Origin of the sequence: Aureimonas pseudogalii, from assembly GCF_014196835.1 — a bacterium.
GTDB classification, from domain to species: Bacteria; Pseudomonadota; Alphaproteobacteria; order Rhizobiales; family Rhizobiaceae; genus Aureimonas; species Aureimonas pseudogalii.
The window spans coordinates 16,162-40,898 of record NZ_JACIEK010000018.1; the positions used below are offsets into that span (position 1 = coordinate 16,162).

Consider the following 24,737-nt stretch of genomic DNA (forward strand, 5'->3'; position numbering starts at 1 on the left):
GTGACGCTCAAAGACGGCGTGGGAACCAGCAACGGACGCGGCGTCGAACAGGTCGTCTTCGCCGACGGAACCGTCTGGTCCCAGGCCGACCTGCGAGGCAAGGTCCTCACGGCGGCCTCGACGAGCGGCAACGACACGATCAGCGGCTTCCTCAACGCCGACACGATCCGGGGCGGTGGTGGCAATGACATGATCAGCGGTGGCGACGGCACCGACACCTACCTCTACGCTCGCGGCGATGGTCACGATACGATCATCGAGGCCATGTCCTACGACAGCACCGTCGACAAGCTCGTGCTCGAAGGCATCAATCCCGACGCCATCAGTCTCACCCGCAGCGGCGAGGCCGTCACACTGGTGATCGCCGAAAGCGCACCAGGCGCCGGAAACGGCGGGTCGGTGACGCTCAAAGACGGCGTGGGAACCAGCAACGGACGCGGCGTCGAACAGGTCGTCTTCGCCGACGGAACCGTCTGGTCCCAGGCCGACCTGCGAATGAAGATCGCAAATGTACCTGTCGATCAAACGCTGCGCGGCACGGCGGGCAGCGACACTCTCAGCGGAACCCTGGGTAACGACGTGTTCGAGACAGGAACCGGCAACGATACCCTTCAAGGCGGAACCGGGTCTGACACCTATGTCTACAGCCGCGGCGACGGAAGCGACTACATCGATGACGCGTCGGGATCGACGACCGAAGTCGACACCCTGCGCTTCAAGAACCTCAACGCGTCCGACATCAGTCTCGCCCGGACCGGCGTCCATCTCTACGTGACCGTTATCGCCACCGGTGAGGTGATCACACTGGATGACCAGTTCTACAGCGCTACCGCCAACTGGGGTATCGACCGGTTCGAGTTCGCAGACGGTTCCAGCTGGAACCGCACCGAGATACAGGCGGCGGTTGGTCGGCAACCTGCTCTTGCAGGAACGGACGGTGACGACACGCTGACGGGCACCAGCGGGGCCGACGTCATCAACGGCCTGGCCGGCAACGACGCCCTGAAGGGTCTGGGCGGGGTAGACACGATCGATGGTGGTGCGGGCACCGACACGGCCGACTACTCCGACAAGACCACGGCGGTCGTGGCGACGCTGAACGGGGCGACCAACGCCAACGTCACCGTCGGAGGCGCCGCCGAAGACACGATCCGCAACATCGAGAACCTCACGGGCGGATCGGCTGCCGATACCCTCGCCGGTGACGGCCTCGCCAACGTCCTCACCGGCAATGCCGGCAACGACAGTCTCTCGGGCGGCTCGGGGAACGACACGCTCCTCGGAGGCGCGGGAGCCGATCGGCTGGATGGCGGCGCGGGAACCGACGTCGTCTCCTATGCCGGCTCCTCTGCTGGCATCACGGTGCGGCTCTGGGACACCGGAGCGGGCGGTCATGCGCAGGGCGACACGTATATCGACGTCGAAGGTGCGATCGGTTCGTCCTACGACGATCTGATCTCGGGTCAGGACCATATCGGCGAGGCGATCAGGGGCGGCGCGGGGAACGACCAGCTCTACGGCTTCGGCGGGAACGACACGCTCGAGGGCGAAGCCGGCGACGACTTCCTGCAGGGTGGCTTCGGCGACGACAGCCTGCTCGGCGGCGACGGAGACGATGCACTGAATGCCTATGACGGCAACGACGTGCAGACCGGCGGTGCGGGCAACGACACGTTCGCGTTCGACCCCGACTTCGGAAAGGACGTCGTCACCGACTTCGTGGCCGGCGCCGGGTCCGTCGACGTCATCCAGTTCGACAGCTCGATCCTCGCGACCTATGCGGCGGTCGCGGCGGCGGCGACGCAGGTCGGATCCGACACGCTGATCACGGTCGACGCGGCCAACACGCTGACCCTGAAGAACGTCGCCCTCGCCAGCCTCCACGCAGACGACTTCCGCTTCGTCTGATCACGACGGCGGAGAGCCGGCACGATGAACCTTTGGATCTGAATCCCCCATGACACCCGCTTCCAACGGCTCGTCGTCCGAGCTCTCCGCTGCCCTTCGCTCCTGCCGCGGCGCCTTCATCGGCGTCGGGGCGATGAGCGGCATGCTGAACGTCCTCGCCCTCACCGGGTCGTTCTACATGCTGCAGGTCTACGACCGCGTCATTCCCAGCCGCAGCGTCTCGACGCTCATCGGCCTGTCGATCATCGTCGGCTTTCTCTTCGTCTTCCAGGGCGTCCTGGATGCGCTGCGCATGCGGGTCCTCAGCTGGAGCGCCGCGGTGGTCGACGAACGCGTCGGTCGCCGCGTCTTCGACATCTCGAGCCAGCTTCCGCTGAAGATGCGCGCCTCCGGCGACGGGTCGCAGGCCCAGCGCGACCTCGACCAGATCCGCGGCTATCTCTCGAGCGTCGGGCCCACCGCCTTCTTCGACATGCCCTGGATGCCCCTCTATCTCGGCATCTGCTTTCTCTTCCATTTCTGGATCGGCATGCTGGCGACCGTCGGCGCCCTCGTCCTCTGCGCCCTGACGTTTCTCACCGAGCGTCTGACCGTCGGTCCGGCCAAGGAGGCCTCGAAGGCCGCGGTGGAGCGCAACATCCTCTCCGAGGCCAGTCGCCGCAATGCCGAGGTCCTTCAGGCGATGGGCTTCGCGGGACGCGTCGCCAACCGCTGGGAGACGGCCAACGCCCGTCTCCTCGGCAGCCAGCGCCGCGTCGGCAACGTCGCGGGCAGCCTCGGCAGCGCCTCGAAGATCTGCCGCATGATCCTCCAGTCCGCCATCCTCGCGCTCGGCGCCTGGCTGGTCATCCACGGCGAGGCCTCCGGCGGCATCATGATCGCCAGCTCGATCATGATGTCTCGCGCCCTTGCCCCCGTGGAACTCGCGATCGGCAGCTGGAAGGGCTTCGTCGGGGCCCGCCAGAGCTGGTCCCGCCTGAACAGGCTGATGGCCGCCATGCCCGAGCGCAGCGAGACGCTCACCCTTCCCGCCCCGAAGGCGAAGCTCACGGTCGAGGCGGTCAGTGTGGCGCCGCCCGGCGAGCAGCGTCTGTCCGTCACCGACGCCACCTTCGAGCTCACCGCCGGCCAGGCGCTCGGCGTCATCGGCCCGAGCGCCTCCGGCAAATCCTCGCTCGCCCGCGCCCTGGTCGGCGTCTGGCCGACCCTGCGCGGCAAGGTGCGCCTCGACGGCGCGCCGCTCGACCGCTGGTCGCCCGAAGCCCTCGGTCCCCATATCGGCTACCTGCCGCAGGACATCGAACTCTTCGCCGGTACGATCTCGGAGAACATCGGGCGCTTCGAGGAGAGCCCGGACGCCTCCGCCATCATCGCGGCGGCCCAGGCCGCCGGCGTCCACGAGATGATCCTGCGTCTTTCCGACGGCTACGAGACGCAGGTCGGCGAGAGCGGCACCGTTCTCTCGGCGGGACAGCGCCAGCGCATCGCGCTCGCGCGCGCCCTCTACCGCGATCCCTTCCTCGTCGTGCTCGACGAGCCGAACTCCAACCTCGATGCCGAGGGCGAGGCGGCGCTGACGGAAGCCATTCTCTCGATCCGGGCCCGGGGCGGCATCGCCGTGGTGGTCGCCCATCGACCAAGTGCGCTCTCGGGCGTCGATCACGTCCTCGCCATGGCCAACGGCCGGGTCCAGGCCTTCGGCCCGAAGGAGGAGGTGCTCGGCAAGGTTCTCCAGCGCCCGGCCGTCGCCGGCGGGCTTCGCGTCATGCCGTCCCTCGAAGGAAAGGCCTCCTGACATGGCGAACCCGTCCCCCGCCCATCGCGCCATCCGCCGCAACCTTCTCGCCGGCCTCACCATGGTCGGTGTCCTCAGCGTCGGTGCCGGCGGCTGGGCCGCCACGACCTCGCTGTCCGGCGCCGTCATCGCCAGCGGCACGCTCGTCGTGAACAGCTACGTGAAGAAGGTCCAGCATCCGACGGGCGGCATCGTCGCCGAGGTCCGCGTCCTCAACGGCAGCCATGTCGAGGCCGGCGACGTCCTCGTGCGTCTCGACGCGACGCAGACACAGGCGAACCTTGCGATCGTCGACAAGCGGCTGAACGAGCTGCAGGCGCGCGAGGCGCGGCTCGTCACCGAGCGCGACGCCGGATCGCAGATCGCCTTCGGACAGAGCTTCACGGCAGGGGCGGCGGATCCGGCGATCGTGAGGATCGTCTCGGGCGAGCGGCGCCTCTTCGAGGCCCGCCGGAGCTTCCGGGCGGGACAGATCGCCCAGCTCGGCGAGCGCGCCGCGCAGCTCTCGCAGGAGATCGAGGGGCTGGAGGCGCAGGTCGTCGGCAAGGACCGCGAGACCACCCTGATCCAGCAGGAGCTCGCCGGCGTCCAGCAGCTTCTGGCGCAGGGCCTGATGCAGGTGACCCGGGTCAACAGCCTCGAGCGCGAGGCGGCGCGCCTCACCAGCGAGCGCGGGGCGCTCATCGCCTCCATCGCACAGGCAAGGGGCCGCATCGCCGAGACGCGGCTGCAGGTGATCCAGGTCGACGAGACCCTGCAGCAGGAGGTCGCCAACGAGCTCCGGGAGGTCGAGGGATCGATCGGCGAGTTCGAGGAACGGCGCGTCGCCGCGCTCGACCAGTTGAAGCGCATCGACATCCGGGCGCCGCAGGCCGGGATCGTGCACGAACTTGCCGTCCACACTGCGGACGCGGTGATCGCGCCCGGCGAGGCGGTCATGCTGATCGTGCCGGCGGCCGACAAGCTGGAGGCCGAGATCCGGATCGCGCCGCAGGACATCGATCAGCTCACGATCGGCCAGGGCGTTCGCCTGCGCTTCTCGGCCTTCGACCAGGGAACGACGCCGGAGGTGACGGGCACCATCGAGCGCATCGGCGCCGATCTCACCCACGAGCCGCAGACCGGCCTGTCCTACTACACGGTGCGCGCCGCGATCGGCGCCGACGAGGCGGCCAGGCTCGGTGCCGTGAAGCTCGTCCCCGGCATGCCGGTCGAGGCCTTCGTCAAGACCGGAGATCGCACGGCCCTGTCCTACGTCATCAAACCGCTTCGCGACCAGTTCGAACGGGCGTTCCGCGAGGGGTGACCCTTCGGCACGAGAGAACGAGGTGATAGGCTGCGGTTGCGTCGAGCGGACCGGCGCGAGAACCGGAGGGCTCGGCGATGGCGTCAGGCGATCCCGAGATCGAGGTGTCGCCCCTGTCGGGGACCGTGACGCGCGATGGGGTGACGGTGGAGCTCGCCATCTACCGGATGGCGGGAGCGAACGAGGGCTGGACGCTCGAGGTCGTCGACGCCACGAACACGTCCACCGTCTGGGACGATCGCTTCGAGACGGACGACGAGGCCTCTGCCGAGTTCCAGCGCTGTCTCGACGAGGAGGGGATCGAGCTGCTTCTCGCCGGCGACGTCGCGCCCTCCTTGCACTGATCGGGCCCCGGACAGGCTAACGATCGCTCAGGGCCGACCCGCGAAGCAGGAAGCCAGCTGCGGTCTCGTCGCCTTCGCGATGGCGTCACGATCGGCAAAGCCCGGCTGCAGAAGGTGGCAACCGCTCGGCGATGCACGTCCCCACGCGACGGCGGCTCAGAACGGCAAGTCCCACTTCCAGCGGTCCTCGAGAGGAAGCTTCCTGCGAAGCGCGAGCCGACGTTCCTGCCAACCCGGAGCCGTCGGGGTTGAACGCGTCGTCGGCGGTTCAGCCACGGACGTGGCAGCACCGGACCGGTGCGTCCCAGCCTTGCTCCCGTCGTCGCCCCGCTCTGCAGTCCCGGCGTTCGAAGCCTTCCTCGATCCCGGTCCGGCAGGGCCCGATGCGCCAGGCTTCGAACGGCCAGACACGCCGGACCGGCTGATCGCGTCCGCAAGTTCGACATCCGGGGAAGCCGCTCTCGGCTCGACGCGTGCCTCGAGGATCCGTCCCCGTAAGCCGCTTTCGGAAACGGTTTCGATCTCGCTGGCACGTGACGGCCCGGCGGTGTGGTTCGCCGGCGCCTCCGCCCGTTCACGGGCCAGGGCGAGCTCTCGCATCTGTCGGCCTGCGGTGCCCGTCCAGATCGAGGGCGGGGTCGCGGTGGATGGCCGCGAGCGGCGCTTGTGCTCGACGACAAAAGTGTTCGGAGGGCGCTTCATGGAGGTCCGTCAGGAAGGGAATGGTACGCAGGCTGCAGCACCGGAGCAATCTCGGGCCAACGCTGCCAGCACTGTGCCACCGCGCCCATGCCCTCGCAACCGCGGTTGCAGGGCCTGACGCAATTGCCGGTTGGCTTCCCCGCATTCCTGTGCGAACCCCGGGCTCAGTTTGAAGCGGAGAGCCATTGAATGAGATCGCAGACGGCCGAGACGGTAGAGATCCTGGAGCAGACGGCGGAGATCACGGCTGCCTATGTCAGCAACAATCATCTGCCCCGCGAGGAGATCGCAGGTCTGATCGCTGTCATCCATGCCACGCTGGGCACGCTCGGGAAGCAGCCCGAGGCGGCGCCCGCACCCGACGAGCCGCTCGTTCCCGCCGTGCCGATCCGCAAATCGGTGACCCCCGACTACTTGATCTGCCTGGAAGACGGAAAGTCGTTCAAGTCGCTGAAGCGCCACCTGATGACGCATTACGACCTGACGCCGGACGCCTATCGCCGGAAATGGGGTCTCCCGGCCGACTATCCGATGGTGGCCGCCAGCTATGCCGCCAGGCGCTCGGAACTCGCACGATCCATCGGCCTTGGCCGCAAGGCAATGACGATCGAGGACGGCTCGACGGACGAAGGCTAGGTAGACGTCACCCAGCTCCGGGACGGCGAGCGCCGCCCGGTTTCGTCCGGATGGTTCACAACGGTTCGGTCTGGCTTGGTTCGTCCGAAACCCCTGACTGCACCAGTGGAAGGGTGGTTTCGAACGGCATACTCAAAACAAACCACACACCGATCGGCTCGACCGGGTGGATTCCGGTTTGTCGGCTTCGGGCTTGGACTTGCGAGAAGCGGACCCTCCTGAACCCTAGTTCGCACTCTCTCGAACTCTGGCAAAAGTGTTGCATCATTCCCTTCACCGAGCGGTCAACGTCCTTCCAACGGCTTCTCGCCAGCGATTGACCCGATCGAGCCGCTCCGTCATCTCCATGGAGGGCTCGAACCTCGTGTCGAGCCGCCATCGCTCGCTGAACTCCCGTTGGCCGGGCCAGACGCCCGCGCGGTAGCCTGCCAGCCACGCCGCGCCCAGGGCCGTCGTCTCCATGACGACGGGACGCTCGACCGTCACGTCGAGGAGGTCCGCCAGCCTCTGCATGGTCCAGTCGCTCGCGACCATTCCACCGTCCACCCTGAGGCTCCGCGGCGCCCCGGATGGCCAGTCCTTGGCTATGGCGTCGATGAGGTCGACAGTCTGGTAGCAGACCGACTCCAGGGCGGCCCGCGCAATCTCGCGTGCCGTCGTGCCGCGCGTGATCCCGAAGATCGCCCCGCGGGCGTCAGGATCCCACCAAGGAGCTCCGAGCCCGGTGAAGGCCGGGACGAAAAAGACGCCCTGGTCCTGATCGGCGGCAGCGGCGAGCGTTCCGGACTGCTCCGAACGGTCGATGATGCCGAGACCGTCCCGAAGCCACTGCACGACGGCGCCCGCGATGAAGATCGATCCTTCGAGCGCGTATGTCGGACGGCCGTCGATCTGGTAGGCGATCGTCGTCAGGAGACGGTTCTGCGAGGCGACGAACCGATCGCCCGTGTTCACCATCGCGAAGCAGCCGGTCCCGTAGGTGGACTTGATCATGCCCGGCTCGAAGCAGGCCTGCCCGACCGTTGCAGCCTGCTGGTCGCCTGCCACCCCGCGGATCGCGATCGGGGCGCCGAACAGGTCGGGATCCGTCTCGCCGAAGTCGGCGGCACTGTCCCTGACCTCGGGCAGGAGCGACCGAGGAACGTCGAAGAGCCGGAGAAGGTCGTCGTCCCACGAACCCTTCCGGATGTCGTAGAGCAGGGTGCGGGAAGCGTTGGTGGCGTCGGTCGCGTGCACGCGACCACCCGTCAGCCGCCACAGCAGGAAAGTGTCGACCGTTCCGAATGCGAGCCTTCCTTCCTTGGCGCGGGCTCGCGCACCCTCGACGTTGTCCAGGATCCACGCGATCTTCGTCGCCGAGAAATAGGGGTCGAGCAACAGGCCGGTCTTCTCCGAGACCATCGGCTCCAGCCCGTCGTCGTTCAGCGCCCGGCACCGTTCGGCGGTCCGGCGGTCCTGCCAGACGATCGCGGCATGGATCGGGACACCGCTCTGCCGGTCCCAGACGATCGTGGTCTCCCGCTGATTGGTGATCCCGATGGCCGCTATGTCCGACGCCGAAAGACCGGACGTTGCAATCGCGTAGCGACAGGCCTCGACCACCGTGCGCCAGAGGTCCTCGGGGTCGTGCTCGACCCATCCGGACTTCGGAAAACTCTGCGCGAACTCCTGCTGGCCGAGTCCGATGACGCCGCACGAAGCGTCGAAGACGACCGCCCGGGACGACGTGGTGCCCTGATCGATGGCGAGGATGTAAGACGACACGCGGCGCCTCCTTTCGAACTCGGGACTAGGGTCGGGGCCGGACGGGAGCCGTCGCGAGATGGGCGACGAGGAAGTCGTCCAAATCGGCGGCGGCGTTCGCGGTGATCCTCAGGCCCATCTTCGTGCGCCGCCACAGGACGTCGTCTGCACTCCGCGCCCACTCGTGATCGGCGAGGTAGCGGACCTCCGCCTCGGTGAGGCCATGACCGAAGTCCCGGCCGAGGTCCTGCTCGATCAAGGCCGAACCGAGGATGGCCCTGGCCCTCGAGCCGTAGAGGCGAACCAGCCGTCTGGCCGCCGGGGCCGGCATGAACGGGTACTCGGAGCGGATCGCCCGCACCAGTTCGTCGAACCCCTCGGGAGGGAAGTCGCCGCCGGGAAGGGACGACGCCGCAGTCCATCGGGGGCCTCGCTTGCCAAGGGCTTCCTCGACTTTCTCCAGAACGCTCTCGGCAAGCCTGCGGTAGGTCGTGATCTTGCCGCCGAAGATGTTGACCACCTTCGCCTCGCCGCTGCCGCCTTCCATCTTGAGGACGTAGTCGCGCGTGGCCTCCTGGGCGCTTGATGCCCCGTCGTCGAAGAGCGGTCTCACGCCCGAGTAGGTCCAGACGATGTCGTCCCTACGGATCGGTCGCTCGAAGTACTCGCCGGCGGCGGAGAGAAGGTATTCGATCTCGTGGTCCGTGACTTTGACGGCGCCGGGATCACCCTCGTAGTCGCGGTCCGTCGTGCCGATGAGGGTGAAGTCATCCTCGTAGGGGATCGCGAAGATGATCCGCCCGTCGGCGTTCTGGAAAATGTAGCAGCGGTCGTGCTCGAAGAGCTTGTGGACGACGATGTGCGAGCCTTGGACGAGACGCACGTTCCGGGCGTCGTTCCGCCCGAGCGGGCCACGGATGACCTCGTCGACCCATGGCCCCGAGGCGTTCACGACCATGCGTGCGCGCACCTCCTCGGTGCTGTCTTCGCCCTTGAGGGTCGCGACCCAGTCGCCGCCGTCGCGGCACAGCGATGCGACGGCCGTCCGGGTGCGGACCTCGGCGCCGCGATCGGCGGCGTCGCGTGCGTTCAGGGCGACCAGGCGGGAGTCCATGACCCAGCAGTCAGAGTACTCGAAGGCCTTCGAGAAGCCTTCCTTCAGGGGTCGTCCCGCCTCATCCGACCGGAGGTCGAGGGTGCGGGTGGGCGGAAGGATCTTCCGGCCTCCGAGATGGTCGTAGAGGAACAGGCCGAGGCGCAGCAGCCACGCCGGGCGAAGGCCCCGATGATGCGGCAGCACGAACCGCAGGGGCCAAATGACGTGCGGGGCCATCCTAAGGAGGACCTCGCGCTCGGCCAAGGATTCGCGCACGAGGCGGAACTCGCGGTGCTCGAGGTACCGGAGCCCGCCGTGGATCAGCTTCGTCGACCACGAGGACGTGCCCGAGGCGAGATCGGCCTTCTCGGCGAGGAGCACCTTGAAGCCGCGGCCAGCGGCGTCGCGGGCAATGCCGCATCCGTTGATGCCGCCGCCCACCACCAGTATGTCGAAGGAGGTCATGTCTGCCTGTTTGCGAAGGCGCGGGGCGGCGCTCCGTCCGGCGCCCGACACCGACAAGCGGGTCGAGCCCTGGGCTCGGCGACAGGTCCCACATGGGAAGGAACGGAAAGAAGGGCGCCGGTTGCGCTGGGAGCCGGACCCCGTGGCTTCGGATCAGCCCCGGGGCAGGATCTCCGAGACCTTTGCGGCCAAGGCGCGCCCAAGGGACGCGTTGTTGTCGGCCGTGAAGTGGATGCCGTCCACGCCCGCCGTCGTGACGACGCTGCCCGCCTCGAAGAAGTCGACCTTCATGAAGTTGGCGAGGGCGCGGTACTGGCTTGCCAACGCTGCCGACTTCTCGTGCCCGCCCTCAAACATGCCTTGGAACCAGGGATCGGGCATGGCGGCGAACGGCGGGGGCGAGACAACGAGGACTTTCGGCGCGGGATAGACGGTCCCGACCCCGCCTCCGGAGGTCAGCACCTGCACAACAAGCTTCTGCATGCCGACCGCGATCTCGTAGGGCGTGCGGTGGTAGAAGCTCTTGGTGTCGTTCGTGCCGAGCATGATGGTCACGAGATCGAGCGGCAGGTGGCTGGCGAGGGCCGCTGGCAGGTAGGCAGAGCCGTTGAGGCGCGGGTCGACGGGATCGTCGATCGACGTGGTGCGGGCGCTGAGGCCCTCCTCGATGATCTCGTAGCCATCGCCGAGCTCAGCGGCCATGACGCCCGTGTAGCGTTCTGCCCAGGGAAAGCGGGTGGTCGGGGCGCCCTCGGGCGTCGCGACCCAACCCCAGGTCAGAGAGTCACCGAAACAAAGGATGCGCTTCTTGTCCATGGATGGATCTCCCTGTCAGTGGGTGCTGCTGCGCACGCCGTAGAAGACGGCGGCGAGAAGGATGATGAGGCCCTGCACGGCAAGCTTGCCGGGTTCCTGGACGCCGAGCGTCGTCAGGACGACGAAGAGGAGGGCGAAGGACAGGACGCCGAAGAACGGCCCCCACACGCCGGCGCCGCGTCCGAAGATCACGCCGCCGAGGATGGTCGCGGCGATCGAGTTCATGACGAGCTCGGGACCGAAGCGCACGCTGCCTACCGCGATCGACGCGGTCTGGACGAGGCCGGCCACGGCCGCGAGGAACCCCGCCATGACGTGCGCGATCACGACCGTGCGCTCGACGGGCACCCCCGCAAAGTGCGCCGAGACCGGATTGCTTCCGATGGAGGCGACGAAGCGGCCGAACACGGTCTTGGCCAGGAGCACGCTCATGCCAACGGCGAGGGCGAACCAGAAGACCAGCGGGGCCGGAACGCCGAGGACGCGGGCGTTGTAGACGTTGCGGAGCACCATGGGCACGTTGCCCGGCGGCTTGCCGTTGGCGAGGTATTCGACGAGGCCGATGAGGACGATGCTGACCGCGAGTGTGACGATCACGGCGGAGGCGCGGCGCTTGCCGATCAGAAGGCCGTTGACCGTGCCGACGACAAGCCCGACGCCGAGGCAGAGGGCGACGAGGAGGAGGGGGTTCCACGCCCCGAACGAGCCGGACGAGATCAGGTAGTTCACGAGGAGGATCACGCCGCCGGCGGACAGGTCGATCGAGCGCGTCGAGATGACGAGGAGCTGCCCGAGGACGACGATGCCGAGCGGCGCGACCTGCCGGGCGAAGGTCGCCAGGATGTTCGGGTTCATCATCGCCGGCTTCAGCACCCAGAGGGTCGCGAGGAGAACGGCGAAGACGACGTAGGAGGGCGGGATCCGGGTCAGGACGCGGAAGGAAGGGCGTGCTCGCGTCGTCATCTCAGAGACCGATGGACTTGCGAGGCTGGATGGAGATGACGGCAAGGAGGATCAGTCCCTTCACTGCGGTCTGGACGAAGGCCGAGAGGTTGAGGAGATTCATGCCGTTGGCGAGGAGCGCCAGGAGAACGGTGCCGATCACGGTGCCCTGGAGGCTGCCGACGCCGCCGGCGAGTTGGGTGCCGCCGAGCGCGACGGCGGTGATCGAGTCGACGGCGTATTGCGTGCCGATGTTCGGATCGCCCGACGCGATGCGTCCCGCGAGGAAGAGGCCGGCCAGCGCGGCGAAGACCGAGCAGGCGACGAAAGCGAGGATCGTGTTGCGGCGGTCCGGAATGCCGAACGAGTGCGCGGTGTCGCCGCCGCCGATGGCGAAGAGATGCAGGCCGAAGCGCGAGCCGTGGAGGAGCTTCCATCCAAGCCCGATCGCCAGCACCACCCAGAAGACGGGCATGGGCACGCCGAAGACCTCTTCCCTGACCAGCGTCGTCACGATCTCCGGGATCGTGCCGCCGGCGACGGGTCGGACGAACAGGGTGATGCCCTGGATGATGCCCGTCACCGACAGGGTCGCGATGATCGGGTGGACGTTCAGGCGAACGACCGTCACCCCGTTCACGAGGCCGACGAGGACGGCCGCGGCGAAGGCCCCGGGGATGGTCGCCCAGGGCGAGGCGTCCAAGGACACGATGGCCGTCGTCAGGCTGATCATCGAGCCGACGGACAGGTCGAGGCCCCTGACGAGCACCACGAGCATCTGACCGATCGAGACGAGGAGGAGCGGCGCGGCCTGGGCGGCCAGGTTGAAGAGGTTCTGGGGCGACAGGAAGTCGTCGGCCATGAGGGCGAGCCCGACGATCCCCGCCAGGCCGACGCCGAGCGGAAGGATCCAAAGGCCGTGGCGGGAGTAGCGTCCGGAGAGCCGGTCGGCGAGATGGGCCAAGGTCGTCGTTCCCTTATCGATCGGTGCGGTGTAGGGCCGCTTCGAGGATCGCGTGCTCGCTGGCCCCGGCCGCCGGCATCTCGCCGACGATCGTCTTGTCGTGGACGACGTAGAGACGGTCGCAGAGGCCGATGAGCTCGAGGGTCTCGCGGGAGAGGACCAGGGCCGCGCCACCCCGGTCGGTGAAGTCGCGCAGGAGCCGATACATCTCTGCCTTCGCGCCGACGTCGACGCCGCGTGTCGGCTCTTCCACGAGGAGGATGTCGGACCCGAGCGCGAGGTAGCGCCCGAACATCGCCTTCTGCTGGTTGCCGCCGGACAGCGAGCCGACGGCAGCCGCGGGCGAGGCGACCTTGATCGCCATCGACCGGATGGTCTCCGCGACCTTGTCCCGGTAGCCCTTCGCGACGTTCAGCCCCGACCTCTGTCCGTGCAGGCCGATCGCCACGTTGTGGGCGACGGACAGGTCGAGGAAGAGACCCTCGTCCTTGCGGTCCTCCGGCACGAAACCGACCCCGAGCGACTGCAAGTGGCGCACGCCCGAGTTCTTCGAGACAGGCAGGTCGATCCGTTGTCCCTTCACCTCGACGGCACCGGCGAACGGATGGTGCTGCCCGATGGTCGAACGGATGAGCTCGCGCTGGCCCTGCCCTTCGAGACCGGCGAGCGCGACGATCTCGCCACGGTGGAGCTTCAGGTTGACCGGCTGGGATGTCTCTGTCAGGCGGATGCCATCCAGCGTGAGGACGACGGTCGGATCCCGGCGCGTGGCCCGAGGCGGGAAGAGTTCGGACAGCTCGCGCCCGACCATCATCGCGATCAACTGCTTGGGCGATACCGACGCGATCGGCACGGTCTCGACGTTGCGGCCGTCCTTGAGGACGGAGACCGTATCGCAGACGCGGAAGATCTCCTCCATGCGGTGCGAGATGTAGACGATGCCTTTGCCCCGTGCCTTCAGGGCAAGGATGTGGCGGTTGAGGATCTTGACGTCGGCGGCGTTCAGGGCGGCCGTCGGCTCGTCGAGGATCACCACGTCGGCGTCGGCGGTGATGCCACGCCCGATCTCGACGAACTGGCGCTCGGCGATCGTCAGGCTGCCGACGAGGCGACGCGGGTCGAGATCGAGGTCAAGCTGCCGGAGCGTCTCGGTGGCCTTGCGCTCCATCAGCTTCTTGTCGACGCCGCCGAGCCTTCCCCGAGGTTCACGACCGAGAAAGAGGTTCTCTGCGATCGTAAGGTTCGGCAGGAGCGAAAGCTCCTGGAACACGGTGGAGATCCCAGCGTCGAGCGCCTCGCGTGGCGAGGCGAAGCTGATCGGAGTGCCGTTCCTCCGGATCTCGCCGGACGTCGGGTGCACCACGCCGGCGAGGATCTTCATGAGGGTCGACTTGCCGGCACCGTTCTCGCCCATCAGGGCGTGGACGGTGCCGGGACGAAGCTCGAACGACACGTCCCGCAGCGCATTGATGCTGCCGTAGGTCTTCGAGATCGACGTCATCGAGACGAGAGGAGCTGCGGTCATCGTGCGCTCGCGACTGTAGGGCAGGTGGTGAAGGGGACGGAGCATCAATGCCCCGTCCCCATGTCCCAGACCCAGGGAGGAACGGATCAGGGGTTGCCGTAGTAGGACTTCAGCTCTTCCTCGGTGAGGCTCGAGGGGAACCAAGCGTTCGCCGACAGATCCTTGCGATAGGCGGCCTTGGCCTTGTCGATGCCCCAGCCTTCCGGCTCGTAGACGTAGCGCTTGTGAAGCGGCTTGCCTTCGAGGAGCGCAACAGCGGCACGGACACCAGCCGCGCCCTGTTCAGGGCCGTACTCTGGAGCGATGGAGTCGATACCGGACTCGATCCACTGGCCGAAGAAGCCGTTGTTGCCCTCGCCGGTGATTGGCGGGATCGGCGTGCCGTACTGGGTGAACACGTCCATGCAGGCGCGGCTCATGTCGGCACCGGACGACCAGATGCCATCCACCTGGGGGTCGTTGAGGTAAAAGGCCTCGCAGACCTGCTTGCCAGTGTCGTACTGCCACTTGCCCGCGTCCTCGGCGACAATCTTGATGTCGGTGCCCTTGAGGGCTTCGAGGAGGCCGGCGTATCGGTTGATGTCCTCAGGATGGGCGGGATAGCCGCGCAGCACCCAGATGTTGCCCTTGCCGCCGAGCTTCTTGACGAGGAAGTCGCCCATCACCTTGCCGAAGTGCTGGCCGCCGCCCTGGATGTCGACGGTGTACTTGTCGGTCTCGGTCAGGCCCGTGTGGACGATGACGGGAATGCCGGCGGCGACCGCCTTGGCGATGCCGGCGTCTGCCGAGGTCGGGGTGACCGGGGTCACGATGATCGCGTCGACCTTCTGCGCGATGAGGTCCTCGATGTCGGCAATCTGCTTGGACTGGCTGAGGTTCGCGTCGAGGAGGATGAACTGTCCGACCCGGGAGTCCTTCTTGGCCGCGGACTCCGCCTCGTGCGACATCTGGACTGTCCAGGTGTTGGCGTTCACCCCGAAGTGGCTCATGCCGATTTTCCAGGGGCCGTCCTTCTTGAACGCATCCGCCGCAACCATCTGGTCGTCGCCCGGACGCGGCGTCACGCCGTTCATCAGGTTGACCTCCTGCGCACTCGCGGAGCTGACGACCGCGGTGGTCGCAAGCAGGAGGCCGAGGCCAAGGTTCATCAGTGTTCTGCGCATAGCTGTCCTCCCGACGGCGCCGCGATGGGTGCCGATGCCAAAAACCCGGTTCGAGACGGTGCAGGTGCAATCGGGCGCGTCTTCGCGGCCCTGCTCCGGCAGGCTCGACGTTTGATGCTGTTGATGTGGAAGACGCCCTCCAGCGCCTTCGAACTCCCAGGTCGGTTGCGTCCGACTTGGCGTGAAACTGCCCGTGAAGAAAAAGCTTGTCAACACTTATTCAGAATGAATGAATGTCTCGGGCTTGCGACGTGTTGTGGAGCGATCCAAAGACTGACGCACCCGGGCCCGGTCGGCTCCCCTACCAACGAGGCCAGCGATGAAGTCGGTACTCTGCTTCGGCGACTCCAACACGCATGCCCAGGTCCCCGGTGCCGGACCCCTCGAGCGCTACGCACGCGAGGCAAGGTGGCCCGGCGTGCTCCAACGTCAGCTCGGCCAGGAATGGTACGTGATCGAGGAGGGTCTGAGCGGACGGACAACCGTGCACGACGACCCCATCGAGGGCGCCCACAAGAACGGACGGACATACCTGAAGCCCTGCTTGCAGAGCCACGCCACGCTCAACCTCGTCATCCTCATGCTCGGGACCAACGACCTGAAGATCCGCTTTAACAAGCCCCCCTCCGAGGTCGCCATGGGCATCGGTTGCCTCGTCTACGACATCAGGGAACTGGCTCCGGGCCCCGGCGGCACTGTGCCTGAGATCATGATCGTAGCGCCGCCGCCCATGCTCGACGACATCGGGGAGTGGCAGCCGATCTTCGACGGCGCGCAGGCGAAGTCGCATCACCTCGCGCTTCAGTTCGAGATCATGGCGGACTCGCTCGGCGTCCACTTCTTCGACGCCGGGTCGGTCTGCGAATGCGATCCCGGAGATGGCTTCCACATCGGCGCCGAGGCACATGAGGCCCTTGGCCTTGCACTTGCCGATGAGGTCAAGGCGATCGGCTGGATCGAATGACACCACTCACGATGCCCATCGGCCGTGTGCCCTACTTCCTGCAATCGATGAGGTCCGACCGTGCCTGACATGAGGTTCGCTCCCCCCAACCCGCTGCGCATCGCCGATCGCGCCAGCGGCCTGAACGCGCCGAGCGTGCGGAGCTACAACGAGCGGCTCGTCCTGTCCCTGCTTCTCCAGAGCGAAGGGACGACGCGGCTCGAGATCGGCCAGAAGACGGGGCTGTCGGCGCAGACGGTCTCGGTGATCGTGCGATCACTCGAGCAGGAGAGCCTCGTCGCGAAGGGCGAGGCGCAGCGCGGGCGGATGGGCCCGCCGACGATCCCGATGATCCTCAACCCCGAAGGCGCTTTCTCAGTGGGCGTCAGCTTCGGGACGAGCGGTGCGGATGTGGTGGTCATCGATTTCGTCGGGAGCGTCCGGTTCCACAAGGCTCATCGCTACGAGGATCTGCGGGGCGAGGACGAGACGCCGATGCGCGCTGCCATCGAGGAAGCGATCCGCTCCGTCGATCCCGCCGTGCGCGGCCGCATCGCAGGCGTCGGACTCGCGGTGCCGGACGAGGCGCTCGTTGGGCCGGGAATCCGCAAGGCTCTTGGTGACGACCTGGCGGATGCGCAGGCTGACCTCGAGAGCGCTCTGGGGTTGCCCGTGTTCATGCAAAACGACGTCACGGCCGCGGCCGGGGGCGAAAGCCTCTTCGGCGTCACCCGGCACATCCCCGACTTCGCTTTCTTCTATCTTGGGTCCCGCCTCCACAGGCGGCTTGTCCTCAACCATCAGATCCACAGCGGCGTCGCCGCCGACGTGGAGGGAGGCCTCCTCGAACTCAGCGACGCGCTGTCTCGGTCGAATGGATCGTCTCCAGCCGACCGCGATGGCATCGAGAAGACTTGGCGAGACAGGTGCCGAAGCCGCATCGTCGACCAGGTCTCGGTGCTCTTGAACTTTGTCAGTGTCCCCTCGCTGGTCCTGTCGACCTACGCTCCGCCGCTGACTACGTCACCCTTGATCCTGGAACTCGCCGAGGCTCTTCCGGGAATCGCGGTTTTGGCGGGAAAGAACGCGGCGGCACCGAAAGCCTGGGGCGCCGCCAGCCTCCCCTATCACTCCCGCTTCATGGTCCAGTGAGGCAGACGAACGGCTGCTTTCAAGAACAACGAAAAATTCTCAGCAACGGCTCAGTTGGGTCGAGGCTGTGTCAAAACGGCTCTGTTGCAAAGTGGCGAAGGCAGTGTGAGCCTACCACGGTGAAGCCGGCAGTCAGCGAGGGCAAGGCATGAGTTTGGCGTTCAAGGGCCGGCACTTCACCCCCGACATCCTCCTCCTCTGCATGCGCTGGTACTGCCGCTACGCCCTGAGCTACCGCGACCTCGAGGAGATGATGGCCGAGCGCGGCCTCTCGGTCGATCACACCACGATCTACCGATGGGTTCAGCACTATGCGCCCGAGCTCGACCGGCGTGTCCAGTGGTGCCGGAACCGTAACGGCGGCAGCTGGTATGTCGACGAAACCTACGTGAAGGTGCGCGGCGAATGGATGTATCTCTACCGGGCCATCGGTGACCAAGGTGAGACGCTCGACTTCCAGCTATCGCAGAAGCGCACGACGAAAGCCGCCAAACGCTTCCTCGTCAAGGCTTTGAACCGGTCGCCGCACAACCGGCCCTCAGTGATCTCGACCGACAAGAACCCGGCCTACAACGAGGCGATCGCCTCGTTGCGGCGAGAGGGGCGGCTCGCCGCGACCTGCCATCACCGGCAGGTGAAATATCTGAACAACCGCCTCGAGTCCGACCATGGCAAGCTGAAGCAGCGGATCCGCCCCGTGCGTGGCTTCCAGTCGCAAAAGACAGCGCACAACGCCATTCGCGGCTTTGAGACGATGCGGATGTTTCGGAAGGGCCAGTTCCGCTCGATGGTCGACAGTCTGGCCGGTGGATCGGAAGCGCGCTTCATCGGACGGCTGTTCCAGGTGTTCGTCGCCTGAAAATGGAACAGAACGGGATCATTACGGCCCGGTCCGCTATTCGCAACGGAGCCCTCTGTGGTCTACCTGTTCCGGCTCATATCGAGGCGGCGGCGAAAATTCATCCCTACAACAAGCGAGTTTTCCTCGCCCCGTATTGGGACGCCATTTTCGCGCAGGACGCTGAGCGCAAGCAGGACCGGCAAGAGGCCGAGGCGACCGGCAGGGTTATGGCTGAAACTTACACCCGGCTTGGCTATCAGATTGTTGAGCTTCCGTTGGCGAGCATCGAGCAGCGCGCTGACTTCATGGCCGACAGCCTGCGAGCGGTGTGAAGCAGACTGGAGTCGTCGCCGAAATCCTAAAATGCACGACGTATCAAAGGGTGCAGACTATTCCTCAAACGCAGTCAGCCATTTTCCAAGCAGTCGATCGAGCTGGCTTCGTTCCGTCTCACTCAGCACTTCTGTCAAATGCTGTTGGTTGGCAACGTGCTCACCGACGATCCTATCAATCAAGGCGAACCCTTCGGCAGTCAGGCCAACGACCGAACCGCGCCCGTCGTCAGGATCACGCGCGCGACCAACGAGCCCGGCCATCTCCAGCCGATCAATCCGGTTGGTCATCGTGCCGGAGGTCACCATTGTCCATTCCATCAAGGCTGAAGGGCTCAGCGCGTAGGGTGGACCGGATCGGCGCAACGTCGCGAGCATGTCGAAACTCGCCGCATTGAGTCCGTGGGTCGTGATGACCTTATCCATGCCGAGGCCGAGATGGGCGGAGAGCCGCTTCAGCCGACCGATCGTGCCCATGGGGGCGACATCGAGGTCCGGGCGCTCGCGGCGCCATTGGTCGAGAATGCGGTCCACCTGATCCATGATGAGAGTCTAGCGTCCAGATATCTTGACATCAAGCTTTAATCAGATACCTTGACGTCAAGATAGATAGGGATGCGTAGCATGTGGAAAGATCGTGTTCTGACAGCCGCCGTGCCGATGATCTGGGGCAGCACCTACATCGTCACCACCGAAATGCTCCAGCCGGGTTACCCGCTCACGGTCGCCATGTTGCGGGCCCTTCCGGCCGGATTGATCCTGCTTCTCGTGGTACGGCGTCTGCCGCCCGCCGAATGGCTCGTGCGCATCGTCATCCTCGGCGGCCTCAACTTCACGCTGTTCTGGGCCGCGCTCTTCGTTGCCGCTTACCGGCTGCCTGGCGGGCTTGCAGCCACCCTCGGCGCATCCCAGCCTCTGATCGTGCTCTTTCTCGCACGATCCATGCTCGGAACACGCTTGCAGACGTCAGCCCTCGTTGCCGCGCTGGCCGGCATTGTCGGTGTCGCTCTCCTGATCCTTGGACAGCAAACCGACCTTGATCCCATCGGCGTCGCGGCTGCCTTGACGGGCGCTATTTCGATGGGTGCGGGCACGGTTCTGACGCGCAAATGGCAGCCGCCAGTCTCGGCGCTGACCTTCGCCGCCTGGCAGTTGACGGCGGGCGGACTGCTCCTTCTGCCGATTGCCCTGTTCTTCGAACCTGGCTTTCCCATGCCCTCCACGCTCAACCTCGCCGGCCTCGTGTGGCTAGGCCTTATCGGGGCGGCACTGACCTACTTCTACTGGTTTCGAGGGATCGCCCGGCTTGGCCCTGCGGCCGTCGCTGCCTTCGGCTTCCTCAGCCCGCTGACGGCCGTCCTGCTCGGCTGGGCCGTTCTCGGGCAGGCCCTGAGTCTGACCCAGATCCTCGGCGCGACAATTGTCATTCTCAGCGTGTGGCTGGCCCAGCGCGCCGGGCGGCACGAGCTGGTCTCTTCAGCACATCAAGCTGCCAGAGCGTGAAACCCATCATCGTCCGATCAACGTTGCTTAAAGCCTGAGCATGAATACGCCGCGAAAATCCTAACATTCGCGACAAAATTGGCGGTGCTGATTTCTCAAGGGAAATTCTGTCGCAAAAATCAGGCGCAAAAGTCAGATTTTTGCGCCTGATTTTTGCGACAAAGCGCGCTGATAGCAAGCGACCGTTACCGTCGCTCATGCACTTGATGGGTGATCACAGAGGTGGCCGCCAGCTTGAGGCGACCGAAGATAACGCTGGCGTGAGAGTTGCGATGTCGATAATTCGACCATGCTCTCCGCTGCCGGCGATATCGACCTTTCCCTCTACGTCCTCGTCGCGGTCGTGTCCTTCTTCGCCTCCTTCATCGGCGGCGTGACCGGATACGGCACGGGGCTGCTCCTGCCTCCCATTCTCCTGCCGATCGTCGGACCTCAATATGTCGTTCCGATCGTCAGCTTGTCGGCTCTTTTGACGAACGGCAGCCGGGTCGCGGCCTTCCGGGCGGATCTGGATGCCGGAAAGGCCGCGCTCGTCACGGCCGTCGCCCTGCCGACCTGCCTCGTCGGAGCCTACGGCTACACGCGCCTATCGGGCGCAGGCGTGTCGGTTCTCCTCGGAACGGTGCTCGTCCTTCTCGTTCCGCTACGGCGATGGCTGAAGCGCCGTCATGGTCATCTCGGCCGAAACGGATTGGCCGCAGTCGGTGCGGGATACGGCCTTCTGACGGGCGGAACGTCCGGCGCAGGCGTCGTCCTCCTCTCGCTGCTTCTGGCGGCGGGGTTGCAGGGCTCGGCCGTGATCGCGACGGATGCCGGCATCTCCCTCCTGCTCGGCATTGCCAAGGTGCTGGTGTTCCAATCCGCCGGAGCTTTGCCTCTCTCCGCCTGGCTCATGGCAGGCCTGATCGGGTTTGCCGCGCTGCCCGGACCCTTCCTTGCCAAGCGCATGACGCGGACACTGACCCATCGAACCCATGCCGTCATTCTCGATGGTGTCGTCGTCTTCGGAGGCGGCCTGCTCCTTCTCCAGGGGCTACGGTCGTTGCACTGACGGTATTGCCCCTTTATCGCCTCGACGCCCGGCACCGAAGTGGATTCAGGACCTCAATTGAAGATTGTGAGAGGCCCACAATCCCCATCGGCGACGAAGGTGGCGAGAAGGTTGGCGCTCTGCGTGGAACTGGCGTTCTCCGCAAAGTCGTGGACGATACCGGGCGGCTCGAACCATGTTTGTCCAGCCGAGTAGGTCTCAACTTTTGCTCCCGCGAGTTGCGAGCGGATGGCTCCGCTGAGAACATAGGCCGTCACCGAACCGGGATGCCGATGCTCAGGTGTGAAAGCACTCGGTGGGAAGTAGACGAGTGCCGTGGTAATCGACTTCCCCGCGACATCGGGCAGAGGGGTGCAGGCAACCGGCGTCACGACGGTCGCAGGACGCGCAAGCGGCCCCATCTCGGCGTGTTCCATCATTCGCACGGGTTCAGCCAACCAAGCGCGCAGCGGCATGCGAACCATTGCCGCGCCTGCCAGGAGAGCAACGCCGATCAATGCCCCCGCGACCAACGGAAGGCTCTGCGAGGCGCGTGCGCCAAGGCAAAACGGAGAGTTCATGTCCTCGTCTCCGCGGAGCGCCATGCGGCCGACCAACCCCATTGCCGTTTCGCCCTCTCGCTCGAAACAGCGCCGTCGTCCTCCGCAATATTGTAAAGGCCGTTCTCGCCCATCTCTGCGGCGAGGACAGCCGCATAGGCCGCGGCATCGACATGAACGGGAGCAGCCCCGGCTGCGGTATCGAACCCTGTTCCCGGTCCGTAGAGCCGGCCGTAGCGGAGCACTAAGCCTTCGAGCGGCCCGCCTAGAATCTGACGCTCCAGGCTCGCCACGCCACGAGCGGAAACGCCGGCACGTCCTGGTGCGTCAAGAGCGAGAGCGTCGTCTTCGCGATGTGGCAACGAACCATCGGCGTAGGCGAAAGCCACGCTCTGCGCGACGATCCGCCGGGCGCCAGCCTCAATCGCCGCGGCGATGAGGTTGCGTGTGCCCTCATGGCGGATGCGGGCGTTGCGAGCCGTCGCATTCTCCATGAGCGTCGGATCAAGACCCGGGGGAAGGTCGGTCAGTTGGTGGATGACGACGGTCGGCTTCGCAGCGACAGTGACCCTGCAAAGCTCCTCAGCATCGAAGACATCGGCGACCACAGGCTCAGCACCAAGGGCAGCCAGTGCCTCGCGCCTTCCGGCCTTGCGCGTAAGCCCGACGACACGCCACCCCTTCGATCGAAGCATCGGTACGAGCCGATGTCCCAGAACGCCGGACGCACCTGCCAGAAAGACCGTCCTTTGCATATCGCTCTCTTTCCTGATCGGCTATGAAGAGTCTCATAGCACTGACAACATATAAGAGCACTGACAATGAGCGCAAGCGAAGGACCTGAAACGCCTCCTGCAGCCGGAGTCGGAAAACGAGGTGACGACGGATATCTCGGCTATCTGCTGCGCCAGGCAGCGGCAGCTTACAGGCTCCGACTGGATCGCGCATTCGCCGACCTTGGCGTTACGCCCCCTCAGTTCGCCGTGATGACGATGTTGAAGGCTTATCCTGGCCAGTCGAACGCCGACATCGCCCGTGTGGCTCTACTGACGCCACAGACCACCAGCGTCATCATCGCCAACCTAGAACGCGCCGGCCATATCGAGCGGCGCGCTCACGAGGTACATGGGCGTATTCTTCAGATCGACCTGACGCCATCGGGGCACAGTCTCCTCCAAGCCTGCCGCGCTCGCGTCCAAGCGGTGGAGACGGAACTCGCCGAGAGTTTCAATGAGAACGATATGGATGCACTGCGCCGGTCGCTTGTCGCCATCGCAAAAATGAACACGACTTAGCATCCGCTTTGTCCCTCGTCAGTTCTGAACCAAACAGCTTCCAAACCACCCATTTGAGCCCTCGACGTTTTCGCGAAGATCAGGATTTTCGCTACAAGACCCCTATCCGGACGAAGCCGCTTCAGTTTCGTCATGGTGCGGCGGACGAAGGGCAACGATCGCAATTGCGATCAACCCTGCGCCGACGGCGGCAACCCATGCCGGACTGGCAGGGTAAACGCCCGCAACAAGCGCGGAAGCTCCGGCGACGCCGAGGTTCATGGTGCTCCCGGCCAGCGCCATCAGCGCGCCCCTGCGGGAAGGTGAAAGCTGTGCGATATGGGTTTGCAGACCAGGGGCACCTAAGCCGCCGAGAACTGCCCAGATTGCCAGAGCCAGCAGAATGGGAACCGGCCCGAGTGCGTCGAAGACATAGGTGACAACGATCGCCGCCAGCACGAACACCAGCGCGATCCGCATCAGGGCGCGGCCGCTTCCGATCCGCGCCAGCGCAACCGGCATGGCAAAGTTGCCGGCCAGTGTGAGAATGCCGAAGGCGGCATAGATCATGCCGACCGTCGCCGTATCCCAGTCATAGAGGGAGCGAAGCCGCTCACCGACGAGGGCGAAGCAGCCGATGGCACCGCCGAGACCGGCTGCCATGGCGATCAGGCTTCCCAACGCGCCAGGCACGAAGAGCGGTCCTGCCGCTTCGGCGATATCCATGTTCGGCTGACTGTTCGGCCTGCGAGCCGCCCGCAGCGACGGAAGGCCGATCAGCATCACGATCAAAGCGAGCCCCCCGATCGCGCCGAACGCAAAGCGCCACGACCAGAACTCTGCCGAGATCGAGCCGATTCCGGGGCTGAGGATGATGCCGAACGTCAGGCCGGATGTGACGAAGGCGATGGCTTTGGCCGCTCCCCTCTCGCCAAGGTCGCCGGCCATCGCCATGGCGATGCCAAGCATCCCGCCACTGGCAGCACCGGTCAGGATGCGTGTTGCAATTCCGATCTCGAAGCTGGGAACGAGGGACGTGGCAAACGATGCCAGGCCGAACACAAGGGTTGCAGGCACGAGCACGGCGAGACGGCCGTATCGATCGGAGATCCCGCCAAGGATCGGAGCCATGAAGGCCAACGGCAAGCTGTAGGCGGTGATGAAGAGGGCAATGCGCTCGGGAGGAACCGAAAGGTCAGCGCCGATCGGTGTGAGAATCGGTCCCAGCAGAAATTCGTCCGCTCCGACGAGGAAGGCGATCAGAAAGAGAAATATCAGGCGTAGCATGGTTTGGGTCGTTCCTTTCGTGATGGAGCGAAAGGGACTCCCTGAACATGGCGAGGCGGCCGAGGACCGCCTCTCGCCGTGCATCGAGATCGGCACGCAGCCGGTCGATATGCTCCAGTTTCTCCAGCAGTTGAGGAATGCCGCCCTCGCACGGGCCTGCCCCCTCATCGGAGAGGCAGGCTGCCATGGCGCGGACCTCGCGTGTGGAAAATCCAGTCGCGATGAGATCGCGAATACGGCCCGCCCGGCGCAGGTCGGCTTCGCTATAGCTGCGATAGCCGTTCTCCGAGCGGCGAGCGTCCATGAGGCGCGCCTTCTCGTAGTGCCGCAACATACGCTCCGAAATTCCGAGCTTGTTGGCCGCTTCCTTGATCTGCATCTCGATCCCTTTCCACACCGGCCTAACACCT

Annotated in this window: 24 protein-coding genes; 12 read left to right on the forward strand and 12 right to left on the reverse strand. The window is 65.7% G+C overall.

Going from position 1 to position 24,737, the window contains the following annotated elements; genetic code table 11:
* The 5 genes from GGR04_RS20620 to GGR04_RS20640 all read left to right on the forward strand — a co-directional run.
* Window positions 1-1,908, forward strand: a 1,908-nt coding sequence (locus GGR04_RS20620) for a calcium-binding protein (RefSeq protein WP_281383143.1), incomplete at its 5' end; no start/stop codon positions are given.
* Between the two features lie 49 nt (window positions 1,909-1,957).
* Window positions 1,958-3,703 carry a type I secretion system permease/ATPase gene (locus tag GGR04_RS20625; protein WP_183202061.1) on the forward strand — a complete coding sequence of 582 codons (1,746 nt, stop codon included), beginning with the start codon at window positions 1,958-1,960 and terminating at the stop codon, window positions 3,701-3,703.
* Window position 3,704: 1 nt separating this feature from the next.
* Window positions 3,705-5,009, forward strand: a complete 1,305-nt coding sequence (locus tag GGR04_RS20630) for an HlyD family type I secretion periplasmic adaptor subunit (protein ID WP_183202063.1) — start codon at window positions 3,705-3,707, stop codon at window positions 5,007-5,009.
* A 77-nt stretch (window positions 5,010-5,086) separates the two neighbouring features.
* The gene (locus tag GGR04_RS20635) at window positions 5,087-5,353 is read left to right on the forward strand and encodes a hypothetical protein (RefSeq protein ID WP_183202065.1); all 267 of its coding nucleotides are present in this window, start codon (window positions 5,087-5,089) and stop codon (window positions 5,351-5,353) included.
* A gap of 891 nt (window positions 5,354-6,244) precedes the next feature.
* Complete coding sequence (locus tag GGR04_RS20640) at window positions 6,245-6,691, forward strand: Ros/MucR family transcriptional regulator (protein WP_183202067.1); 447 nt, start codon at window positions 6,245-6,247, stop codon at window positions 6,689-6,691.
* A 273-nt stretch (window positions 6,692-6,964) separates the two neighbouring features.
* Here GGR04_RS20640 and glpK read toward each other — a convergent pair whose 3' ends face one another.
* The 7 genes from glpK to GGR04_RS20675 all read right to left on the reverse strand — a co-directional run bounded on the left by glpK (window position 6,965) and on the right by GGR04_RS20675 (window position 15,618).
* Window positions 6,965-8,455 carry a glycerol kinase GlpK gene (gene glpK, locus GGR04_RS20645; protein WP_183202069.1) on the reverse strand — a complete coding sequence of 497 codons (1,491 nt, stop codon included), beginning with the start codon at window positions 8,453-8,455 and terminating at the stop codon, window positions 6,965-6,967.
* A 25-nt stretch (window positions 8,456-8,480) separates the two neighbouring features.
* Complete coding sequence (glpD, locus tag GGR04_RS20650) at window positions 8,481-9,995, reverse strand: glycerol-3-phosphate dehydrogenase (protein WP_183202070.1); 1,515 nt, start codon at window positions 9,993-9,995, stop codon at window positions 8,481-8,483.
* Window positions 9,996-10,148: 153 nt separating this feature from the next.
* A complete protein-coding gene (locus tag GGR04_RS20655; RefSeq protein ID WP_183202072.1) occupies window positions 10,149-10,811 on the reverse strand; it encodes an SGNH/GDSL hydrolase family protein in 663 nt (220 codons plus the stop codon).
* A gap of 15 nt (window positions 10,812-10,826) precedes the next feature.
* Window positions 10,827-11,774: an ABC transporter permease gene (locus GGR04_RS20660; protein ID WP_183202075.1), complete on the reverse strand. Its 948-nt coding sequence runs from the start codon at window positions 11,772-11,774 to the stop codon at window positions 10,827-10,829.
* Window position 11,775: 1 nt separating this feature from the next.
* Window positions 11,776-12,717, reverse strand: coding sequence for an ABC transporter permease (locus GGR04_RS20665; RefSeq protein WP_246393476.1), 942 nt, complete (start codon window positions 12,715-12,717; stop codon window positions 11,776-11,778).
* Between the two features lie 13 nt (window positions 12,718-12,730).
* On the reverse strand, window positions 12,731-14,287 hold the full coding sequence (locus GGR04_RS20670; RefSeq protein WP_246393477.1) for a sugar ABC transporter ATP-binding protein: 1,557 nt from the start codon (window positions 14,285-14,287) through the stop codon (window positions 12,731-12,733).
* A gap of 41 nt (window positions 14,288-14,328) precedes the next feature.
* A complete protein-coding gene (locus tag GGR04_RS20675; protein ID WP_246393479.1) occupies window positions 14,329-15,618 on the reverse strand; it encodes a substrate-binding domain-containing protein in 1,290 nt (429 codons plus the stop codon).
* A gap of 106 nt (window positions 15,619-15,724) precedes the next feature.
* On the opposite strand from GGR04_RS20675, the gene GGR04_RS20680 reads away from it, so the two are divergent.
* From GGR04_RS20680 to GGR04_RS20695, 4 genes are all read left to right on the forward strand, one after another.
* The gene (locus GGR04_RS20680) at window positions 15,725-16,369 is read left to right on the forward strand and encodes an SGNH/GDSL hydrolase family protein (protein ID WP_183202077.1); all 645 of its coding nucleotides are present in this window, start codon (window positions 15,725-15,727) and stop codon (window positions 16,367-16,369) included.
* A 69-nt stretch (window positions 16,370-16,438) separates the two neighbouring features.
* A complete protein-coding gene (locus tag GGR04_RS20685; protein WP_183202080.1) occupies window positions 16,439-17,500 on the forward strand; it encodes an ROK family transcriptional regulator in 1,062 nt (353 codons plus the stop codon).
* Between the two features lie 148 nt (window positions 17,501-17,648).
* Window positions 17,649-18,359 (forward strand): IS6 family transposase, encoded by a 711-nt coding sequence (locus tag GGR04_RS20690; RefSeq protein ID WP_183202082.1) that lies wholly within the window; start codon window positions 17,649-17,651, stop codon window positions 18,357-18,359.
* Between the two features lie 2 nt (window positions 18,360-18,361).
* The gene (locus tag GGR04_RS20695) at window positions 18,362-18,673 is read left to right on the forward strand and encodes an AAA family ATPase (RefSeq protein ID WP_183202083.1); all 312 of its coding nucleotides are present in this window, start codon (window positions 18,362-18,364) and stop codon (window positions 18,671-18,673) included.
* 57 nt (window positions 18,674-18,730) lie between these two features.
* Here GGR04_RS20695 and GGR04_RS20700 read toward each other — a convergent pair whose 3' ends face one another.
* Window positions 18,731-19,216, reverse strand: coding sequence for a MarR family winged helix-turn-helix transcriptional regulator (locus GGR04_RS20700; RefSeq protein WP_183202085.1), 486 nt, complete (start codon window positions 19,214-19,216; stop codon window positions 18,731-18,733).
* Between the two features lie 72 nt (window positions 19,217-19,288).
* Here GGR04_RS20700 and GGR04_RS20705 point away from each other — a divergent pair, with 72 nt between their 5' ends.
* Window positions 19,289-20,176 (forward strand): EamA family transporter, encoded by an 888-nt coding sequence (locus GGR04_RS20705; protein WP_376769881.1) that lies wholly within the window; start codon window positions 19,289-19,291, stop codon window positions 20,174-20,176.
* A 289-nt stretch (window positions 20,177-20,465) separates the two neighbouring features.
* Window positions 20,466-21,227 carry a TSUP family transporter gene (locus GGR04_RS20710; protein WP_183202087.1) on the forward strand — a complete coding sequence of 254 codons (762 nt, stop codon included), beginning with the start codon at window positions 20,466-20,468 and terminating at the stop codon, window positions 21,225-21,227.
* A 53-nt stretch (window positions 21,228-21,280) separates the two neighbouring features.
* On the opposite strand, the gene GGR04_RS20715 is transcribed toward GGR04_RS20710, so the two are convergent.
* Both GGR04_RS20715 and GGR04_RS20720 read right to left on the reverse strand, forming a co-directional pair.
* Complete coding sequence (locus tag GGR04_RS20715) at window positions 21,281-21,787, reverse strand: cupin domain-containing protein (RefSeq protein ID WP_183202088.1); 507 nt, start codon at window positions 21,785-21,787, stop codon at window positions 21,281-21,283.
* Window positions 21,784-22,521, reverse strand: a complete 738-nt coding sequence (locus GGR04_RS20720) for an NAD-dependent epimerase/dehydratase family protein (RefSeq protein ID WP_183202089.1) — start codon at window positions 22,519-22,521, stop codon at window positions 21,784-21,786. The genes GGR04_RS20715 and GGR04_RS20720 overlap by 4 nt, the downstream gene beginning before the upstream one ends.
* Before the next feature lie 66 nt (window positions 22,522-22,587).
* On the opposite strand from GGR04_RS20720, the gene GGR04_RS20725 reads away from it, so the two are divergent.
* Window positions 22,588-23,061: a MarR family winged helix-turn-helix transcriptional regulator gene (locus GGR04_RS20725; protein ID WP_183202090.1), complete on the forward strand. Its 474-nt coding sequence runs from the start codon at window positions 22,588-22,590 to the stop codon at window positions 23,059-23,061.
* 102 nt (window positions 23,062-23,163) lie between these two features.
* On the opposite strand, the gene GGR04_RS20730 is transcribed toward GGR04_RS20725, so the two are convergent.
* The gene (locus GGR04_RS20730; RefSeq protein WP_183202091.1) at window positions 23,164-24,327 is read right to left on the reverse strand and encodes an MFS transporter; all 1,164 of its coding nucleotides are present in this window, start codon (window positions 24,325-24,327) and stop codon (window positions 23,164-23,166) included.
* Complete coding sequence (locus GGR04_RS20735) at window positions 24,236-24,706, reverse strand: MerR family transcriptional regulator (protein ID WP_183202092.1); 471 nt, start codon at window positions 24,704-24,706, stop codon at window positions 24,236-24,238. Before GGR04_RS20735 ends, GGR04_RS20730 begins: the two co-directional genes overlap by 92 nt.
* Window positions 24,707-24,737: the final 31 nt, after the last annotated feature.

Bases quoted from the DNA above. Each gene is read 5' to 3' on its own strand.
- GGR04_RS20625 (WP_183202061.1), top strand. From the start codon at position 1,958: ATGACACCCGCTTCCAACGGCTCGTCGTCCGAGCTCTCCGCTGCCCTT.
- GGR04_RS20630 (WP_183202063.1), top strand. From the start codon at position 3,705: ATGGCGAACCCGTCCCCCGCCCATCGCGCCATCCGCCGCAACCTTCTC.
- GGR04_RS20635 (WP_183202065.1), top strand. From the start codon at position 5,087: ATGGCGTCAGGCGATCCCGAGATCGAGGTGTCGCCCCTGTCGGGGACC.
- GGR04_RS20640 (WP_183202067.1), top strand. From the start codon at position 6,245: ATGAGATCGCAGACGGCCGAGACGGTAGAGATCCTGGAGCAGACGGCG.
- glpD (WP_183202070.1), bottom strand. From the start codon at position 9,995: ATGACCTCCTTCGACATACTGGTGGTGGGCGGCGGCATCAACGGATGC.
- GGR04_RS20655 (WP_183202072.1), bottom strand. From the start codon at position 10,811: ATGGACAAGAAGCGCATCCTTTGTTTCGGTGACTCTCTGACCTGGGGT.
- GGR04_RS20660 (WP_183202075.1), bottom strand. From the start codon at position 11,774: ATGACGACGCGAGCACGCCCTTCCTTCCGCGTCCTGACCCGGATCCCG.
- GGR04_RS20670 (WP_246393477.1), bottom strand. From the start codon at position 14,287: ATGCTCCGTCCCCTTCACCACCTGCCCTACAGTCGCGAGCGCACGATG.
- GGR04_RS20680 (WP_183202077.1), top strand. From the start codon at position 15,725: ATGAAGTCGGTACTCTGCTTCGGCGACTCCAACACGCATGCCCAGGTC.
- GGR04_RS20685 (WP_183202080.1), top strand. From the start codon at position 16,439: ATGAGGTTCGCTCCCCCCAACCCGCTGCGCATCGCCGATCGCGCCAGC.
- GGR04_RS20690 (WP_183202082.1), top strand. From the start codon at position 17,649: ATGAGTTTGGCGTTCAAGGGCCGGCACTTCACCCCCGACATCCTCCTC.
- GGR04_RS20695 (WP_183202083.1), top strand. From the start codon at position 18,362: ATGGAACAGAACGGGATCATTACGGCCCGGTCCGCTATTCGCAACGGA.
- GGR04_RS20700 (WP_183202085.1), bottom strand. From the start codon at position 19,216: ATGGATCAGGTGGACCGCATTCTCGACCAATGGCGCCGCGAGCGCCCG.
- GGR04_RS20705 (WP_376769881.1), top strand. From the start codon at position 19,289: ATGCGTAGCATGTGGAAAGATCGTGTTCTGACAGCCGCCGTGCCGATG.
- GGR04_RS20710 (WP_183202087.1), top strand. From the start codon at position 20,466: ATGCTCTCCGCTGCCGGCGATATCGACCTTTCCCTCTACGTCCTCGTC.
- GGR04_RS20715 (WP_183202088.1), bottom strand. From the start codon at position 21,787: ATGAACTCTCCGTTTTGCCTTGGCGCACGCGCCTCGCAGAGCCTTCCG.
- GGR04_RS20720 (WP_183202089.1), bottom strand. From the start codon at position 22,521: ATGCAAAGGACGGTCTTTCTGGCAGGTGCGTCCGGCGTTCTGGGACAT.
- GGR04_RS20725 (WP_183202090.1), top strand. From the start codon at position 22,588: ATGAGCGCAAGCGAAGGACCTGAAACGCCTCCTGCAGCCGGAGTCGGA.
- GGR04_RS20730 (WP_183202091.1), bottom strand. From the start codon at position 24,327: ATGCTACGCCTGATATTTCTCTTTCTGATCGCCTTCCTCGTCGGAGCG.
- GGR04_RS20735 (WP_183202092.1), bottom strand. From the start codon at position 24,706: ATGCAGATCAAGGAAGCGGCCAACAAGCTCGGAATTTCGGAGCGTATG.